General features: G+C 49.5%; 15 protein-coding genes and 1 riboswitch. Of the genes, 4 read left to right on the forward strand and 11 right to left on the reverse strand.

The features are described from left to right. Positions 1-532 precede the first annotated feature (532 nt). From FJQ58_RS03835 to FJQ58_RS03850, 4 genes are all read right to left on the reverse strand, one after another. On the reverse strand, positions 533-1,465 hold the full coding sequence (locus FJQ58_RS03835) for a hypothetical protein (RefSeq protein ID WP_139991115.1): 933 nt from the start codon (positions 1,463-1,465) through the stop codon (positions 533-535). Positions 1,466-1,495: 30 nt separating this feature from the next. Then, positions 1,496-3,709 (reverse strand): heavy metal translocating P-type ATPase, encoded by a 2,214-nt coding sequence (locus tag FJQ58_RS03840; protein ID WP_139991116.1) that lies wholly within the window; start codon positions 3,707-3,709, stop codon positions 1,496-1,498. A 98-nt stretch (positions 3,710-3,807) separates the two neighbouring features. Beyond that, a complete protein-coding gene (locus tag FJQ58_RS03845) occupies positions 3,808-4,008 on the reverse strand; it encodes a copper ion binding protein (RefSeq protein WP_139991117.1) in 201 nt (66 codons plus the stop codon). Positions 4,009-4,026: 18 nt separating this feature from the next. Beyond that, the gene (locus FJQ58_RS03850) at positions 4,027-4,377 is read right to left on the reverse strand and encodes a metal-sensitive transcriptional regulator (protein WP_139991118.1); all 351 of its coding nucleotides are present in this window, start codon (positions 4,375-4,377) and stop codon (positions 4,027-4,029) included. 249 nt (positions 4,378-4,626) lie between these two features. Between FJQ58_RS03850 and FJQ58_RS03855 the strand changes: the two genes are divergently transcribed. Genes FJQ58_RS03855 through FJQ58_RS03865 form a run of 3 tightly spaced genes read left to right on the forward strand, consistent with a single transcriptional unit; the run spans position 4,627 to position 7,114 of the window. After that, positions 4,627-5,367, forward strand: coding sequence for a glycerophosphodiester phosphodiesterase (locus tag FJQ58_RS03855; RefSeq protein WP_139991119.1), 741 nt, complete (start codon positions 4,627-4,629; stop codon positions 5,365-5,367). Positions 5,368-5,369: 2 nt separating this feature from the next. After that, the gene (locus FJQ58_RS03860; protein ID WP_139991120.1) at positions 5,370-6,542 is read left to right on the forward strand and encodes an SLC45 family MFS transporter; all 1,173 of its coding nucleotides are present in this window, start codon (positions 5,370-5,372) and stop codon (positions 6,540-6,542) included. Further along, positions 6,539-7,114, forward strand: coding sequence for a hypothetical protein (locus FJQ58_RS03865; RefSeq protein WP_202915203.1), 576 nt, complete (start codon positions 6,539-6,541; stop codon positions 7,112-7,114). Before FJQ58_RS03860 ends, FJQ58_RS03865 begins: the two co-directional genes overlap by 4 nt. A 67-nt stretch (positions 7,115-7,181) precedes the next feature. Here FJQ58_RS03865 and FJQ58_RS03870 read toward each other — a convergent pair whose 3' ends face one another. The 4 genes from FJQ58_RS03870 to FJQ58_RS03885 all read right to left on the reverse strand — a co-directional run bounded on the left by FJQ58_RS03870 (position 7,182) and on the right by FJQ58_RS03885 (position 12,096). Further along, positions 7,182-8,048 carry a YitT family protein gene (locus FJQ58_RS03870; RefSeq protein ID WP_139991121.1) on the reverse strand — a complete coding sequence of 289 codons (867 nt, stop codon included), beginning with the start codon at positions 8,046-8,048 and terminating at the stop codon, positions 7,182-7,184. A 203-nt stretch (positions 8,049-8,251) separates the two neighbouring features. Further along, on the reverse strand, positions 8,252-8,530 hold the full coding sequence (locus tag FJQ58_RS03875) for a hypothetical protein (protein WP_139991122.1): 279 nt from the start codon (positions 8,528-8,530) through the stop codon (positions 8,252-8,254). 89 nt (positions 8,531-8,619) lie between these two features. Then, on the reverse strand, positions 8,620-10,365 hold the full coding sequence (locus FJQ58_RS03880; protein ID WP_139991123.1) for an ABC transporter ATP-binding protein: 1,746 nt from the start codon (positions 10,363-10,365) through the stop codon (positions 8,620-8,622). Positions 10,366-10,368: 3 nt separating this feature from the next. Next, positions 10,369-12,096, reverse strand: coding sequence for an ABC transporter ATP-binding protein (locus FJQ58_RS03885; RefSeq protein ID WP_139991124.1), 1,728 nt, complete (start codon positions 12,094-12,096; stop codon positions 10,369-10,371). Positions 12,097-12,290: 194 nt separating this feature from the next. After that, a riboswitch (ZMP/ZTP riboswitch) is annotated at positions 12,291-12,369 on the forward strand. A 63-nt stretch (positions 12,370-12,432) separates the two neighbouring features. Between FJQ58_RS03885 and FJQ58_RS03890 the strand changes: the two genes are divergently transcribed. Next, positions 12,433-13,287 (forward strand): bifunctional 5,10-methylenetetrahydrofolate dehydrogenase/5,10-methenyltetrahydrofolate cyclohydrolase, encoded by an 855-nt coding sequence (locus tag FJQ58_RS03890; RefSeq protein ID WP_139991164.1) that lies wholly within the window; start codon positions 12,433-12,435, stop codon positions 13,285-13,287. A gap of 87 nt (positions 13,288-13,374) precedes the next feature. Here FJQ58_RS03890 and FJQ58_RS03895 read toward each other — a convergent pair whose 3' ends face one another. From FJQ58_RS03895 to FJQ58_RS03905, 3 genes are read right to left on the reverse strand one after another with little or no spacing between them, the layout of a single operon-like run. Continuing rightward, positions 13,375-14,331 (reverse strand): sugar-binding transcriptional regulator, encoded by a 957-nt coding sequence (locus tag FJQ58_RS03895; protein ID WP_238403782.1) that lies wholly within the window; start codon positions 14,329-14,331, stop codon positions 13,375-13,377. Positions 14,332-14,373: 42 nt separating this feature from the next. Then, positions 14,374-15,546 (reverse strand): response regulator, encoded by a 1,173-nt coding sequence (locus FJQ58_RS03900; protein WP_139991125.1) that lies wholly within the window; start codon positions 15,544-15,546, stop codon positions 14,374-14,376. Further along, complete coding sequence (locus FJQ58_RS03905) at positions 15,527-17,350, reverse strand: sensor histidine kinase (protein ID WP_139991126.1); 1,824 nt, start codon at positions 17,348-17,350, stop codon at positions 15,527-15,529. The genes FJQ58_RS03900 and FJQ58_RS03905 overlap by 20 nt, the downstream gene beginning before the upstream one ends. Positions 17,351-17,510: the final 160 nt, after the last annotated feature.

Below are 17,510 nucleotides of genomic sequence, written 5' to 3' on the forward strand. Positions count from 1 at the left end.
ACCTTTACAATGGAGATTTTTTTTGTTTTTGTCCATAAAATTCAGATTTTGATTAGTTATTAGTAAATGGTCATCCATGCTTTTTTCTATGTTAGTGTTGATGCAACGCTAGTGGAGAAAATCCTGTTAAATGCCCCAAAAGTCCGAAACCCATTAAATTAACGGGATAATTTACCGCTAAATCAAAGTGAGAGTAATCATTACCTGTGACGAAATTAAAATTGAAATAACAATTACATTAATCAATTAGCAATTACCTTATACAACATGTTTAGTTTAACACGTATTTTTAGGTTTTCAACCCCACTAATAGGTTTCTTACCTCATTACTCGAAGGCTTTTTTCAGAGCATGAGCTTCCAAAAGCACTATCGGAGCCCCTCCGCCTTCTTCTTTCCCCTTGTTCCTGTAACACATGATAGTCAAAATTCCGACTTCAAGCCGCCCTACTCCCATCCGATTTAAATAAAAACAACATTTCCAGCAAAAAAAATCACCCAACGAGGGTGATTTCCAATGATTACATGCGTTGCTTATTTGGCTTCAACCGTGAACGGAATGATAAACGTCTCTCCGCTGCGCTGGAATTGTCCCCATATTTTGTAGAGTCCGGGTGCTGGAAATTCCGTCGAAAAGACGGCAGTCGGCCCGCTTTCCTTGTCATTCTTCGGGTGAACATGCAAATAATGCTTCAAGTCCTCGCTAATAATCACAACATGTCCGATGGCTCCTAGATAGGGCTCCAGATTCGCAATCGGCTCCTTCGTTTTCTCATCAGACAAGGTAAAGGTTAAGTCTGCCGTTTCCCCCGGCTGATAAGTAGATACCTCAAGCGAAGCCGCAACGCCATCCACCGTTCTTGTAAGCTGGCTATCCTTCTGAATTGGCACGGAGGCCTGCTCCTTGCCGGCGACGGTAACATTCGAGGCTATCGTCATCTGCGAATAGCCTGAAGGAATAAAATCCGCAAACAGCTTGTACTCCCCGCTCTTGGCAAAGGTAGTCTTGATCTCGAACTTCCCTGCTCCCTTGTACTCGGGATGGATATGGCTAAATTCTGCCAGATCCTCGCTAACCACAATCAGATGCATAAGCTTCTCATGATTTAGCTCAAATTCTTCTATGCCTTTGTCGGCTGAATCTCGGAGCGACAGCTCGATTTGGGTTTCTTCCCCAGCCTTAGGCTGCTCCGGCGAATAAGCCCATTCCAGCTTCACATGATCTAGAGCAGACGCTTCGGCATCATGCCCGCCGCCATGGCCACTATGGCCCGCAGCCGCTTCCGTCCCGGCCGGTGCAACTTCTCCCTCCTCAGCGCCATGGCCGCTATGTCCGTTAGCCGCTGATTCTGCTCCGTTTTGCGAAGCATGCTGCGCATGCTCGTCCTTCGCGCCGCTGCCGCAGCCGGCGGCAAGCAGACTGAGCACGATTACGGCTGCAGCCGTCGTTCGTTTATGATATTTCATTATGTTCACAGGCTCCTTAACCATTTAAAATTATCTCATCCTTTGCAGCCTAAGCGCATTTAATACAACGGATACCGAGCTTAATGCCATCGCCGCTCCCGCTAGCCAAGGGGCTAGGAAACCGGCTGCCGCGATCGGTATGCCAATCACATTGTAGGCAAGCGCCCAGAACAAATTTTGTTTGATATTTGCCATCGTTACGCGGCTCATCCGGATCGCGTCCGCAATGCTGTTCAAATCACCGCGCATTAATGTAATATCCGCTGCCTCAATGGCCACGTCAGTACCGCCGCCGATGGCCATCCCGATATCCGCTGCGACTAGCGCAGGCGCATCGTTCATGCCGTCACCAACCATGGCAACTTTCCTGCCTTCTGCTTGCAGATCCTGTACCGCCTTCGCCTTCTGCTCGGGCAGCACCTCGGCAAGAACGCGCTCAATGCCAACTTGGGCGGCAATTGCTTTGGCCGTACGTTCATTATCGCCGGTCAGCATAATGACATCGAGGCCCAGCTTCTTCAAGCTGGCAACTGCTGCTGCGGAGGTTTCTTTAACGGTATCAGCTACCGCAACTAGTCCGGCGTATGCCCCGTTAACGGCAATGAGCATAACCGTCTTCCCCTCCGACTCCAGCGCCTGCTGCTCTTCCAGCACCGACTGTATGCTTACGCTGTGTTTTTCCATGAGCTTGCGCGTCCCTATCAACAATTGTTGACCATCTACCTCTGCTTCAATCCCGTAGCCCGGTACTGCCTCAAATTTCTGGGCATCAGGCATCGGGATTGAACGAGCCGCAATCCCGGCCACCAGCGCCTCTGCTACCGGATGTTCGGAGTTTCTCTCGGCTGCTCCGACCCAGCTTAGCAGCATCTCTTCCTCGAAGCCGGCCGCTGCTCGAACATCGGTCAGCTCCGGTTTGCCTTTCGTTACGGTTCCCGTCTTATCCAGCACGATCGTATCGACATGATGCGTGCTCTCCAAATGCTCTCCGCCCTTGAACAATACGCCGAGTTCTGCCGCGCGCCCCGAGCCCGCCATAATCGAGGTAGGCGTAGCCAAACCAAGCGCGCATGGGCATGCGATAACGAGCACCGCTATCGCCTTCTCCAGCGCGTTGCCCACATCGCCAGGCTCGACAACAAAATACCATACCACAAAAGCAACCGCGGCAAGCGCCGTGACAATCGGGACAAAAATGCCCGATATCCGATCAGCGACCCGCTGGATTGGCGCCTTCGAGCCCTGCGCTTCCTCCACAACCCTTATAATTTGTGCAAGCGCCGTTTGCTTCCCAACTTTCTCTGCCTGCATGCGAAGCGCGCCGTTTTTGTTAATTGTCGCGCCAATCAATTTATCACCCATGCTTTTCTCTACAGGCATGCTCTCGCCTGTCAGCATCGATTCATCGACTGTAGAAGCGCCTTCGAGCACAAACCCGTCGACCGGTATTTTCTCGCCTGGCTTAACAAGCAGCACATCGCCGGCGACCACCTCCATAATATCGACTCGCTGTTCCGCGCCGTCCCGAATCACGATTGCCGTCTGGGCTTGCAGCCCCATCAGCGTCTTAATCGCTTCAGAGGATCTGCCCTTAGCCAAAGCCTCAAGCAGCTTCCCGAGTACGATTAAGGTAATAAGCACCGCGCTCGTTTCATAATAAAGCTCTACGTCATGCGCGCCATGCCCGGAAGCACCAAGCGTTCGCAGCGTACCATAGAGACTGTAGAAAAAAGCAGCCGACGTGCCGAGTGCGACAAGAACGTCCATATTCGCGCTGCCGCTTCTCAGTGCTTTATAAGCGCCAACATAGAATGGCCACCCGATAATGAACTGCACGGGCGCTGCCAGCGCCAGTTGAAACCAAGCATTCATGAACAGCTGCGGAACCGGCAGAAAGCTCGTAAAGGAGAAATGGCCCGCCATCGCCCACAGCAAAGGCAAGGCAAGAATAATGGAAACGGCAAGCCGCAGCTTCTGCCGCTTGATCTCCTGTTTCTTGTAATCGCCAGCCTCTTCATTCGATCCCTCAGTCAGCTTGATCGTGCCATAGCCTAAATCGATAATCTTCTGCTCCAGCTTGCTATCATCCATGACCTGAGGATCATAGCTAACGGATGCCCGCTCCAGTGCCAGATTCACATTGGCCTCCACGCCTTCCATCCGATTGAGTCCCTTTTCAATCCGTGTCGCGCACGCTGCACAGGTCATTCCTGTAATTTGAATCGTCGTTTGTGCTTTTTCCATGTCTGCCCACCTACTATCTATATACCCTCACGGGGTATATTTTGTTGTAAAAAAAGAGAGGCTATTCCTAGCCTCTGCCTTGCCTAACCTGCGAAAAATCACACCACGTCGTAACCTTGATCCTCAATAGCCGCTTTGACCGCATCAAGCGAAACCTTAGACTCATCATATTCTACTTCGACCTTCTTCGCTGCCAGATCAACCTTGCCTACTGCTCCTGCATTGCCTACTGCCTTCTCTACCGCGCTCACGCAATGACCGCAGGTCATGCCCTCAACCTTCAATACTGTATTTGCCATTTCAAAAAATCCCCTCTCTTATTTCATTAATTTATTAACGGTAACAAGCAATTCATCAATAACTTCGCTCTCTCCCGCTTGGATTCGTTCCACAACGCAGCTCTTCAAGTGGCCTTCCAGCAGCAGCTTTCCAACGCTGTTCAAAGCGGATTGGGCAGCAGCAATCTGATTAAGCACATCATCGCAGTAAGTATCCTTTTCAATCATCGCCTTCACGCCTCTAATTTGTCCTTCTATGCGGTTGAGGCGCTTCGTCAAATTATCCTTCATCTGCTCGGAGTGATGACTCTTGCGCGGAGCAGATGAATCACAACAGTCAGCCGCGTGCCCATGGGCCACTGAGCTTCCCGTTATCACTTCATTATCCATTCAACATACCTCCAGGGGGTATCTGTTTACATCCGAAGTATAACATACCCCCAGAGGGTATGTAAATATCATTTTTGAAAATGGTTTAATATTCCCATTTAAGCGCTTCTATTCTGTACGGCAATATGCTACGATCCTCATAAACCACCTTGGGCGATTTTCATTTCGTTATTTTGCACTTAATTTTGCAAAAATACTACTCCTGTATGATTGCTTAGACACTACTCAATCAAGAGAGGATGAATCGATTTGCAAACCGTGATTAATTTTGCCCACCGCGGAGCAAGCGGCTGCTGCCCGGAAAATACGCTCGCAGCCTTCAAAAAAGCGCTGGAGCTAGGAGCTACTGGCATTGAAACCGACGTTCAGCTAACGAAGGACGGCCGGATTGTCATCATTCATGACGAATCGCTCGCTCGCACAGCCGGACTAAGCCAGTTTGTAAAGGATACCGACTATGCCGAGCTTTCAACCCTTGACGCGGGCAGCTGGTATGCTCCCGAATTCCATGCAGAACGGATTCCATCGCTGGAGCAACTGCTCGAACTTTTGCAAGCTACCGATACGATTCTTAATATCGAGCTCAAAAATGGGATTTTCCAATACCCGAACATCGAAAGTAAAGTCATCGAAATGGTTCGAGACTTTCGCATGACGGACCGCGTCATCCTCTCCAGCTTCAATCATTATTCGCTTGCCTTATGCAAGCAATTGGCTCCAGAGATTCAGACCGGCATTTTATATATGGAAGGTCTATACCGACCTTGGGATTATGCAGCAACGCTGCAGGCAGATGCCCTTCACGCCTTTAAGCTGGCCGTAACGCCTGAACTGATAGCAGAAGCAGCTGCAAATGGGATCGCTTACCACCCGTTTACAGTCAATGATTCCGCAGAAATGGAGAAGCTTATTCTTGCTGGCGTGGCAGGCATAATCACGGATTACCCGGATGTCCTTGCCGAGTTGCTGAAGAGGAGAGGAGCACGCTAAGCATGAGAAAAACATGGCTGCTAGGCTTCGGTTTTTTTAGCATCAGCATAACATGGGCGCTCTACAACGCATTCGTCCCCTTTTTTCTCGAGAAATTTTTGACGAGCACTGCGCTTATCGGGTTCATGATGACGATCGATAACTATTTCGCCCTATTCCTGCAGCCATGGATCGGCAGCCGCAGTGACCGCACGAATAGCCGCCTTGGCAAAAGAATGCCTTATCTCCTCCTCGGCATGCCGCTCGCCGCCTTGTTTGGAGCGCTTATTCCTTGGCATACCAGCCTGCTTACGCTCGTGTTGTTTATGGTGCTGATGAATTTATCCATGAGCCTTTACCGGTCGCCAACCGTCGCGTTGATGCCTGACATCACCAAGGAAGGCAAGCGGACGCAAGCGAACGGAATCATTAACTTTATGGGCGGAATCGGCTCCATTCTCGCCTTCGCGGGGGGCTCGTACCTGTACGACAAGCACGCCTCGCTGCCCTTTCTATCAGCATCCGTTTTGACGCTGGTCTGCCTCATGATTCTTTTGTTCACCATCAAGGAAAAACGGGACACGATCGCCTATATACCCGCCGAAGCGCAGAATAAAGTTTCATTCAAGGGCCAATGGAACCGCCCTACTCTGTTCTTGCTCGGAGCGATTTTTTTCTGGTTTCTCTCTTATCAAGGCGTCGAAGCCTTCTTCACCCTATACGGCAAAAACCATCTGCAGCTCACGGAAAGCCAAGCTTCCTTCTCACTTGCCTTCTTCTCCCTTGCTTTCGTGCTTGCCGCTATCCCAAGCGGGCTGCTCGGCAATCGCTATGGCAAGAAGCTGATTATTACGATAGGCGTGATTGGATTGATTATTATTTTCGCCGCCATTTCATTTGTGGACGCTTTGTTCCCCCTACGCGCCCTGCTCATCCTCGGTGGCGTATTCTGGGCCATGATCAATATTAACTCCTATCCGTTCATCATTTCGCTTGGTGATGAGCAGAGCATCGGCGCACGTACCGGCATTTATTACTTATTCTCATCGCTTGCCGCCATTACTTCGCCGCCTCTCATGGGTGGCTTGATCGATTGGCTCGATTATTCGGCCTTATTTTATTTCTCTTCCGGGGGCATGGTCATTGCATTGCTTTTGCTGCTGTGTGTTAAGGATAAAGGAAAAGCTATCCGATGATGATCCTACATCATTATTTCGATCAATCGACCGGACCCTTTCTTAATTTGTCGGACCTGTCTCCGGAGGATGCAGCGCTTGTCCTTGAACAAATTCGCCAGCTGCAGAAGGGGTTTGCCAGCAAACGTTCGCCAGATTATCTTGAGACCAGGCGCAGCCTTGAATTAAAGGCAAGGGAGCTGTTCATTCGCAAAGGAGGCACACCGGTAAGGCATCAGCCCCATTATATGACCGTAGGAAGCTGCCCTTGGCTGCTGGATTGGTATCCAAACGGCAAGGAGCTTCAAATTGCAATCAACGCTTTCGATCCAGCAACGCTAAGCTTTACTTATGGGGATTTGTTTCCTACCATGCGGTATGCGGACGGCAAGCCTTATCGCGGGGAGGTTTATACAGCGAATGAAATTGTTGGGATCATCCTTGAGTTCGGGCTGCCGCAAGAGTGGAACGCAAGTGGCCAACATGGTCCGGAGCGATACATCGAGGTGCAGGTATGGGATGACAAGCCTCTGAAGCGGTACATAACGGAAATGAATCCGACACTGGCGCAGTCTGCTCCTCCTCAAGCCTAACCCCCGATTTCGCAACAAAAAAATCCGGCTGTGCGTCGCATGACGCCCCAGCCGGATTTTCATTGGATTAGTGAATGCTGCCTTTGCTAAAGCCGCCGCCCATGACGTCGGACACATGCTCAATCGCGATAAAGGCATTCTCATCGATGGATTGTACGATAGACTTCAGCTTAGCGAGCTCCAAACGGGATACTACGCAATAGATCATTTGCGTATTCTCTTTGGAATAGCCGCCACGCGCATGAATAAAGGTTGTCGTTCTGCCTAAACGGTCGATAATCGCTTGGGAGATTTCCTCGAACTCGGCGGAAATGATCGTTACCGATTTGGATTCATCCAGACCCTCTACGACGATATCAATCAGCTTAATGGCGATATAATATGTAAACATCGAATACATCGCAGAATCCCATCCAAACACGAACCCTGCAAATACAAATATAACGACGTTAAAGATCATTATAATTTGCCCGACAGGCATACGAAGCTTCTTCGAGATCAGAATCGATACAATCTCAACCCCGTCAAGCGAACCGCCGAACCGAATGGTCAAACCAACGCCCGCACCCAGGATTAATCCACCGAACAGAACCGCGAGCAGCTTTTCTTCCGTAAAAGCCTCAACGTGATGGAGCAGGGAAGTCGTAATGGACATAACGATAATGCCGTACAAAGTCGAGATCGCGAACGTTTTCCCGATTTGCTTATACCCCAAAATAAGAAAAGGCACGTTTACAATGAATAGATAAACACCTAGCGGAAGCGGAGTTAAGCTAGCCAGCATGATCGATACGCCCGCAATGCCTCCGTCAATGACTTGATTCGGCACAAGGAACAGCTCCAAGCCGACACCCATTAGGACAGAGCCAATCGTGATAAAAATAAACCGTTTAAAAATTTCGAAAAATGATAACCCTTTGTGTGCCTTAGCCAACAGCCTTACCTCCGTTTTTTCTGAATCACTCTACTGACTTTAGCACAAAAATGGCATTTTTTCAAAAATGAATGCTCTCAAGTTAGAAAATATGCCACAGACTTCGGCTCCAATCCCTTGACAGAACGGCTTTGGATAACCTTTATTACAAATAAAGACTCAAGCCGCAATTGCCCCGGCATGAGTCTTATCCTAATCCAATATTAATCTACGAAGCCCGCAAGGCCTTTATCCATCAAATAATCCATCTCCGCGTCCAAAATCGACTCGACGACCAACTCATTCGATTTCACATCCGAACGGCTCAGCACATAGTCTACCAGTTCGTCGCCGTCAATATCGACCTCACCGTTTTTGTCTTCCTTAGCATTGTTGATAAAAACCTGCTCATGCTTCAATACGAGCTTGATCAGCTTTTCATCCGCATTCGTCTCGTTTGCAATATATTGCAAAAGCTCTTGCTCGTTCAATTGTTCCGTCATCGTTTGTCATCTCCTAATTCTAATGCTTGTTTCATTGTACCACATTCATTTCATCCTGATGAGAATGAGAAGCTAAGCGTTTTGTAAACTTAAGAATGATGATTTTGTACAAATTGGTTGCCATGCAGCTGATAGTACAGCCCTTTCTGGGCAAGCAGCTCTTCATGGCTGCCTCTCTCCGCAATTTCACCGTCTTTGATGAACAGAATCGTATCGGCATGGCGAATGGTGCTTAAGCGATGAGCGATGACAAAGCTGGTTCTGCCGCTAAGCAGCGTCTTCATCGCCTCCTGGATTTGAAGCTCGGCAAGGGTATCGACGCTGCTCGTTGCTTCGTCGAGAATGAGAAGCGCCGGTTCGCCCAAGATCGCGCGCGCAATCGTGAGAAGCTGGCGCTGGCCGTGGCTAATGTTGCCGCCCTCCGCGGTCAGCTCGGTGTCGTACCCCTGCGGAAGCTTGGCAATAAAAGCATGCGCATTCGCCTGGCGTGCCGCGGTCTCTACCTCGGCATCCGTTGCCTCCAGCCTGCCATAGCGGATATTTTCACGAATGGTGCCTGAGAATAAATGGGCATCCTGCAGCACGATGCCCAGCTGGCTTCTCAGGTTATTTTTGTCCATCATGCGGATATCCTCATCGTCAATCAAGATTTGGCCGGTGCTGATCTCGAAGAAACGCCCGATCAGATTAATGATCGTGGTCTTCCCTGCGCCAGTTGGGCCAACCAAAGCGATCGTCTCTCCCGCTCTAGCCGTGAAGCTGATATCCTTCAGCGCCGCGGTTCCGTCATTGTAGGCAAAACCTACGTCTTTAAACTCTACCCTGCCGGCAACTGAACCATGCTTGGCCACCTTCGATTCATCCTCGTATTCCGAAGGAACATCCATCATTTCAAACACCCGCTCCGCCCCTGCGACGCCCGATTGAATGTTATTGTATTGATTGGCAACTTCATTAAGCGGACCGCTAAACTGCCTGGAGTAACCAAGAAAGCTTATAATGACCCCGACGGAGGCATGGCCATGCACCGCCAGCCAGCCGCCGGCCCCCGCTATGATCAGATAGCTGATATGGCCGAACATATTCATGAATGGTCCCATAGTGCCGGAATAAATTTGCGCCTTGATCCCTACCTTCTTCAGCCTCGCGTTGGCGGTGCCGAACTGCTCCGCCATTCGCTCCTCCTGGTGAAAGAGAGCAACTACCTTTTGTCCGGATACCGTTTCTTCAATAAAGCTGTTCAGCCCGCCAAGCTCCTGCTGCTGTCCTTTGAACTGCCGTTTTGTTATTTTCGCGATTCGTTTGGTCACGAATACGATAAGCGGAATGACAACAAGCGCAACCAGCGTCAGCCATACGTTCAGGATAAGCATCATCGTAAATGAGCCTATGAGCATAATGACGCTTGAAATGATTTGAATCAGGCTTTGATTCAACGTATTCGTCACGTTATCGATATCGTTAGTCGTGCGGCTCATCAGCTCGCCATGATTTTTGCTGGCGAAGAACGGCACGGGAAGCTTTTGCAAATGAGTGAATAAATCCTTGCGAAGGCTCCAGACGGTCCGCTGCGATACCTCAGCCAGGAAAAAAGCCTGCAGCCACCCTACTAAGCTGCCAGCCGCATAAATCGCAAGCATAAGCAAGCAAATTTGCAGCAGGCCGTCGTAGTTTTTAGCAATAATGTAGTCATCTAATGCAAGGCCCAGCAAATAAGGGCCCGCCAGCGTCAGCCCTGCCGAAACTACCGTTAACACCATGACCGTAACCAACCGGCCCCGTTGATGAAGCAAGTAAGCGCCTATTTTCTTTAAAGTAGCAAACATCGAAGTCATTGGTTATGCTCCTTGCTGAGATAAGGCAATTTGCCGATAGAGACCGCTTTGCCGCAGCAGCTCCTCGTGTGTGCCAATCGCTGTAATTTGACCCTCTTCAAGCACGATAATCCGATCCGCCTGCTGAACCGATGCAATGCGCTGCCCGATGATAATGCAAGTGCTGTCCGCCATAAGCGTTTGAAGTGATCTACGAATGAGGAGATCCGTGTTCAAATCGACCGCGCTCGTGCAATCATCAAGTATGACGATCTTCGGCTGCAGCAGCAGCGTTCGTGCAATTGATAACCTCTGCTTCTGGCCGCCGGAGAGGTTAACCCCTCGTTGACCCAGCACGGTATCGTAACCTTTTTCCAGCTTCATAATAAAATGATGCGCTTCTGCCGCTTTAGCAGCCGCTTCTACCTCCTGCTGGCTTGCATCCGGCATGCCGTAACGGATATTATCCCGTATCGTCCCACTGAACAAATGGGCCTGCTGGAGCACCATCCCGATTTGACGATGAAGCTCCTTCGGATCAATCTCGTTGATCGGTTGTGAATCGATGCGTACCATCCCTTTTGTCGCTTCATAGAACCGCGGGATGAGGCTGACGAGCGTCGATTTTCCCGTTCCGTTGATGCCAACGATCCCTATCGTTTCGCCCGCTTCAACCGTAAAATGAATATCCCGCAGCACAGCCTTCTCCAAATCACCGTCATAACTGAAGCTGACATGTTCGAAGGAGAGGCTGCCCTCGCGAATGACGCTTTTCCCCGTACCCGCTTCGTTCCCTTTGTTACGGCTGTCGGCAGGCACATCCAGCACTTCATTAATCCGATCTGCGGAAGCCTTGGCTCGTGAAATAGCCATAAGCTGATTGCCAAGGCCAAGCGTAGAGAACAAGAGCTGCGTAATATAAGTCAAAAATGCCGCAAGGCTGCCGACCGACAATGCTCCTTGCTCCGATAGCACGCCTCCGTACCAAAGTGCGGCTACGATGCTAAAATTAAGAATCAATGACATGAGCGGCGTATTTAGCGCAACGATTTTGGCAGCTTTCAAGCTCGCTTGCAGCAAATTCGAATTCGTTTCATTAAAACGTTTCTCCTCATAATCGGCGCGCACGAAAGCTTTGACCACGCGAATTCCAGACAAATTCTCCTGCATAACCGTGTTCACTTGATCCAGCCGCTGCTGCATGCGCGAGAATAGCGGTACGGTGATCCGAGTCGTAATGACCAGAAAGGCAACCAGCAGCGGCAGCATGGCCAACAAAATAAACGATAAACGCGGACTGATCGAAAAGGCCATAATCAGGCTTCCTGCAATAATAAACGTATCGCGCGCAAATATACGAAGGATAATGAGCACTAAGCTTTGAATTTGCGTAACATCGCCTGTTAACCGGGTTACGATGGAGCCGGAGCCGAAGCGGTCCAACGTCTGTAGGGACAAGCTTTGAATTTTTTGAAACAGCTCCTGCCTCAAATCTGCCCCGAAGCTTTGCGACGCTATCGTCGAGAATACGGTGCAGCCTACGCCTGCAAATAATCCAACGAGCGCAGCAAGCAGCATTTTAGGCGCAGTCCCGGCAATCGCCCCCAAATTACCGTCCATAATTCCATCATTCACGATACTCGCCATAAACTTGGGCTGGAGCAGGTCCATCCATACCTCCAGCAGCATAAATAGTGGCGCAATGATGGCAGGCAGCCAATATTTCTTCAAAAATCTAGTAAGCTTTAACAAATAAACACCTCAATCTACTACCAATTTCGAAAACAACAAAGAAAGAGGGCTGCGCAGCTAGCGCCCTCTCGTTAGAGTCATTATAGCACCCCATAGCCCGTTTCTTCACTCCAAAAAACGAAAAATAATTCGCGGCTATAATCGGGACCGCTCGTTTTTTCTCGTTTCAGCTGTTACAATAGAAGCAACATCACAAAGCTGTGCGTGACTGGCGGAGCATGGGGAACCATGAGGAAGCGCGCAGATCATTAGCCGTACGCCTGGGCAAAGGTAAGGGGATTATCCCCTTGCCTTTTTATGTTTTCCGACAACCATTTGAAGGAGCTGGGGTAGATGATGGCAGAAAAGCTGATTTTAGACGGAGCACGCGTGGCGAACGAACTGAAGGAACAGTTGAGAACGAGGGTGGATGCACTGAGCGGCATAGGGATTACCCCTTGTCTCGCCACGATTCTAGTCGGTGATGATCCCGCATCCGAGACCTACGTGCGAATGAAAGGCAATGCCTGCAAACGGCTTGGCATCACGTCAAGACGCATCCATTTGGATAGGTCCATATCAACGGAGGAGTTAATTAACGTCATTTCACAGCTAAATGAAGATCCCCTTGTTCATGGCATTTTGCTGCAGCATCCCGTCCCCCATCAGATTGACGAACGCGCAGCCTTCGAAGCCATCAGCATCCACAAGGATGTCGACGGCGTGACCGCGCTGGGCTTCGCTCAAAATGCGTTTGGCTACGCGGACTATCCTTCCTGCACGCCCGCTGCCATTATGGCCTTACTCGATTATTACCGCATCCCGATCGAGGGCAAGCATGCTGTCGTCATCGGCCGCAGTCCGATCCTCGGCAAACCGGTTTCGCTAATGCTGCTTAACCGCAATGCCACGGTCACAACCTGCCATTCCAAAACCACGAATTTGGCGGATATGGTCAAGCTCGCCGATATCGTCGTCGCTGCCGTCGGCAAACCAAAGTTCATCCAAGGCGAATGGCTGCGCCCCGGAGCCGTCGTTCTGGACGCTGGATACAATGCAGGCAACGTCGGGGATGTCGACTACGAAGCTTGCCTCCTGAAGGCAAGTGCCATAACCCCCGTTCCGGCAGGCGTCGGACCTGTTACCATTGCCATGCTTCTCAAGCACACCGTTGACGCAGCCGAAAAAACCATAGCCATAGCAGAGCAATAACTTTGGCCATAAACACATCCACATAGCAAAAGGGGCTTCTTCCCCCTTTTGTTATGCAATCAAAGCTGCCATTCCAGCAGTTTGCGCTTAAAGCTCCCGCTCCAGCAAGTACCTTGCCGTAAATTGGTCGGTAATCAGCACATTGGTGTAGCCTCCGCGCAGCGCGCCATAGATGCCGTTAACCTTCTTCGCTCCGCCAGCAACAAGAATTGACTGTTCCTTACTCTTTAACTCGTCGAGGTTAATTCCAATCGTCCGTTGATTCAGCTCGTCCGAGCAAATGACGCCTGCCGTATCAATGTACCGCGAGCAAATATCTCCCGCAGCCCGCTCACGAATAATCCCAAGATCCGATTCTGTAAAATAATTCGCTCGAATCAACACGGAGTCGTCAGTCGGAGCACCTACCGTAACCACGGCAATGTTGGAGAGCTTACCCAGTTCCAATATATTGCGAATATGCCGATCCGACTCAATCGTTCGCTTTACAACCTCATGGTCGACAAGCGCAGGCAGCGGAATAAAATAAGGGATCGTATGAAAGGCTTGCCCGAATAAATGAACGATTTCATAGGCATACGTATTGGTCTCCGAATGACTGACGCCGCCGTTTAATTGTACGACCTTGACGTCTCGGACAGGCTTGTCCTTAAGCTGCGTAGCCATTTGAAACAGCGTCGTGCCCCAGGTTGTCGCAATGATATCGCCGTCCTTAACCGTATCATATAAATAGGATGCAGCCGCTTCGCCTATGTAGCGCTTGACGATGCTGTCCTCATACTGCGGCACCGAGACGATCACCGCCTTCTTCAAGTGAAACTTTGACTCCAGCCGGTCGGCTAGAACAAAATTGTTGCCGTTCGGATTGACAATCTTAATCTGCACATACCCCTCATCCTTCGCCTGTTGTAGAAACCTGGAGATGGTCGGACGCGACACGCCCAGCTTTTGCGCAATCTCTTCCTGATTATAATTTAATTCATAATAAAGTTTAGCGGCGTCTATCATTTTAGAAAGCTTGTCATCCATCCGATCTTCTGCCATCCTGCCTCAACTCTTTCTATATATAGCTTAACCAGCAAGCCTTCACATTTTTTTAACGGCTGCCGACATTTTGTTGTCAATCATATCCACTACAAGCGAATCGTACAAATGAAGCAGCTCTTTGGAGGGACGGATACCAAGCTCCCGGTTTAAAATTTTCACATAGTCGGTATACTGGACATTCAACGCCTTCTTGTTCCCTTCCTGAGCATGCAGCTTCATCAGCAAACGTACAACGGTTTCGTCCAGCGGATTGCGGGCATTCAGCTTAAGCAGCAGCTTCATCGCAGCAGCTGTATTCTGAAGGGACAACAGCGATTCGGATACCCGCTTAACAAAAGCCGCATACAATTCAGCCAAGCGTTCCGTCTCATGAATCGCCCATACATAAGCTTTACTGCCGAATAAATCTCCCGTATACAGCTTCTCGCATTGCAATATGCTATCAACCTCGCTGTCAGTCACCGTTTCCCACTGGCTAGACCGTTGTTCAAACTTCTCGTAATCGATAACCGCATGATTTAGTTCCAAAGCATAGCCGTCATTTTCCGAACGGATCGACTCCCGCAAGCCAAGCGGCTCTAATGATTTACGCAGCTGATAGACGGTCGTATTTAAATACTTATCCGCATTTTCCTTGGACATGCCACCGAAAATATCGGCGACCAGCCGGACACGGGCAATTCGTTTCCCTCGATTCAGAAGCAAATACGCAAATAGCTCTGCGCTTTTGCTCGAAATCCATTTCACGCGGCCCGAATCGTTTCGTACGGAAAAATCGCCTAACGTCGTAATCATGATTTCATTAGCCACTTTGGCGTTCGAATCCTCAAGCGTCATAGAACGCAGCGCCCTCCTGCCTGCAAGCGTGCGATTAACGGTTCTCTCCAGCCTCTCCTGCGATACCGGCTTAACCAAATAATCCACTACAGAAAGCTCATACGCCTTTAATGCAAATTCCTTATGCGAAGTAACAAATACGATTTGCACCCCGCTTCCCGTTTGTTCTATTCTAGCCGCAAATGTCATGCCATTTTCACCTGGCATCGAAATATCGACAAAAGCCAGTTCAATGTCGGCGTTCTCGCTCAAAAATGCCGCTGCTGACTGCGTATCCGTGAAGGCGCCGGCCACTTCCACTTCGGGAACCTTCATCAGCATTTTCCTCATAATCAGATGCATGACTGAATCATCATCAACCAGTATGACTTTCAAGTGCTTCCACCTCCATCTCCTCGCTTCTCCTCATAACCCCTCCGCTAATGAAACCAGGCAATGTGAATAAAACGTTAGTTCCTTCGCCAAGCGTACTTTCAAACTGGAGGCTTCCGCCATGGATGCGCAGAAATTCGCGTGAAAGCACAAGGCCGAAACGCATCTCGCTTCCTGCATGCAGGGAGCCTGACTCCTTAAAATACAATTCTTCCTGTGTGAGCAGATTCGCCGTCTCCTCATCGATTCCCGCTCCGTTATCCTTCACGGACACTCGGACAAGCTCCCCTTCAAGGACAGCGCCGATTTCAATTCGACCTTCCATGCCGGTGTACTTAATCGCATTCGAAAGCAAATTGCGAAAAATGAGATCGAGCATCTCTTTGTCGGCATTCACCGTCAACGTTTCGTCCACAGATTCAATCATTTGGATTTGCTTCATGCTAGCCCTACCTCCCGCTAGCGACATAGCCTGCCGGACCACCTGCTGCAAATTCCATGCCTGCGGCCGAAAAGCGACCCTGCCGTTTTGGCTTCGATACCAATCAAGCAGATTGTCGACGAGATGAAAGGTACCTCGCACTTGTTTTTTTATCTCCTGGAACACTTCCGCATTCGCCAAATCCGCATCCTTCGGTTCCTCTCCCAGCAGCTCCGTCAGACTGACAAGAAGCGCAATCGGATCACGTATGTCATGGGCCACCACAGTGAACAGCTTGTCTTTGAATGAATTCAATTGGGAAAGCTGTCTCGCGTTCTCGCGTAAGCGTTCCTCGTTTTCGATCAGCTCTGTAATGTCGTTGAACATCAGCATTTTCCCGATCGGAGTTACTCCAGTATCATAAATAAAAGAAAGGCTGCATATAAAATGCTTCAGCTTCTTCCCCTGCATATGTTGGAAAGAGAAACGCTCCTCTTGGTTTCCGGAAGAGGAAATTCTCTCTAGTAAATCCGGCCAAGAAGCAAAAATATCCGTCCCTTTGGCAGGATAGTTCCTTACTGCACCAAGCTCGGGAAACACCTGCTCAGCTGCTTGGTTGTAACTCACGATCTGTCCTTCGTAATCAAACAAAACAACGCCGTCCCGAATCGTCTCGAACACTTTGGCAAGCGCCAGCGGCGTTAAGCGAAGCAAATTGAACCGAAAAATCCCCCATACGTAAACAACGCCCGATACCGCAAACCCAATCGGCGTCATGTCGACATTCAAACCGAACAAAAAAACGAAATTCAAAAGCATCGGTGCGGCCGCGCCAAGGACGAGCACTATGATTTGCTTTCTTACGATAGGCAAGGATCGCAGATACATCGGAATAAACAGCAGAATGCCGAACAAGAGAATTAAATAATTATAAACGCCATGAAGGATATAAAAAGGACCCTTAATAGTCGTATACAAAGGAACCGCTGCATTTGTATTCGTTATGTATTCCTTATAAATGAGCTGATGCCAATCATTAGTCAAATGAAGTAGAAAGATCAGGACGGGGATGATCAAGAGCAAGAAGGTGATGCGTCGCCTAATTTGAGCGGCAGCGCCTGTAAATTGAATGACCAGAAGCAGCCAGAGGGTAGAAACAAACGGTATGCCCACATATTCAAGCTGGAGCGAGAGCTTGACCCCACACAAGCTCGTACTCAAAATTTCAAAGGCGTAGCCAAGAGCGTAACAAGAAGCTCCCAGCATAATCAATACCATCGTTCTTGCCACTTGTAACCGGCGTTTCTGATAAGAGAGCAACGCGATGAACAGCATCAGCGCCGTCGCGAGAATAAGCAATATGGACATCCATTGTCTTGTTTCCACGACTTCGCCCCCATTGTTACATCTATCCTTAATCGATCCGAATAATCTTAACCCAATTAATTATACCATCGATATAGGAAAGGAATGAATTCTTTTTGCTTGCAAAACAGCTGAAAAAAGAGGGGCAAGGCGAAGCCGCTGTCGCCGTCCTTTGGCGGTG

The organism is Paenibacillus paridis (assembly GCF_006345825.1).
GTDB classification, from domain to species: Bacteria; Bacillota; Bacilli; order Paenibacillales; family Paenibacillaceae; genus Pristimantibacillus; species Pristimantibacillus paridis.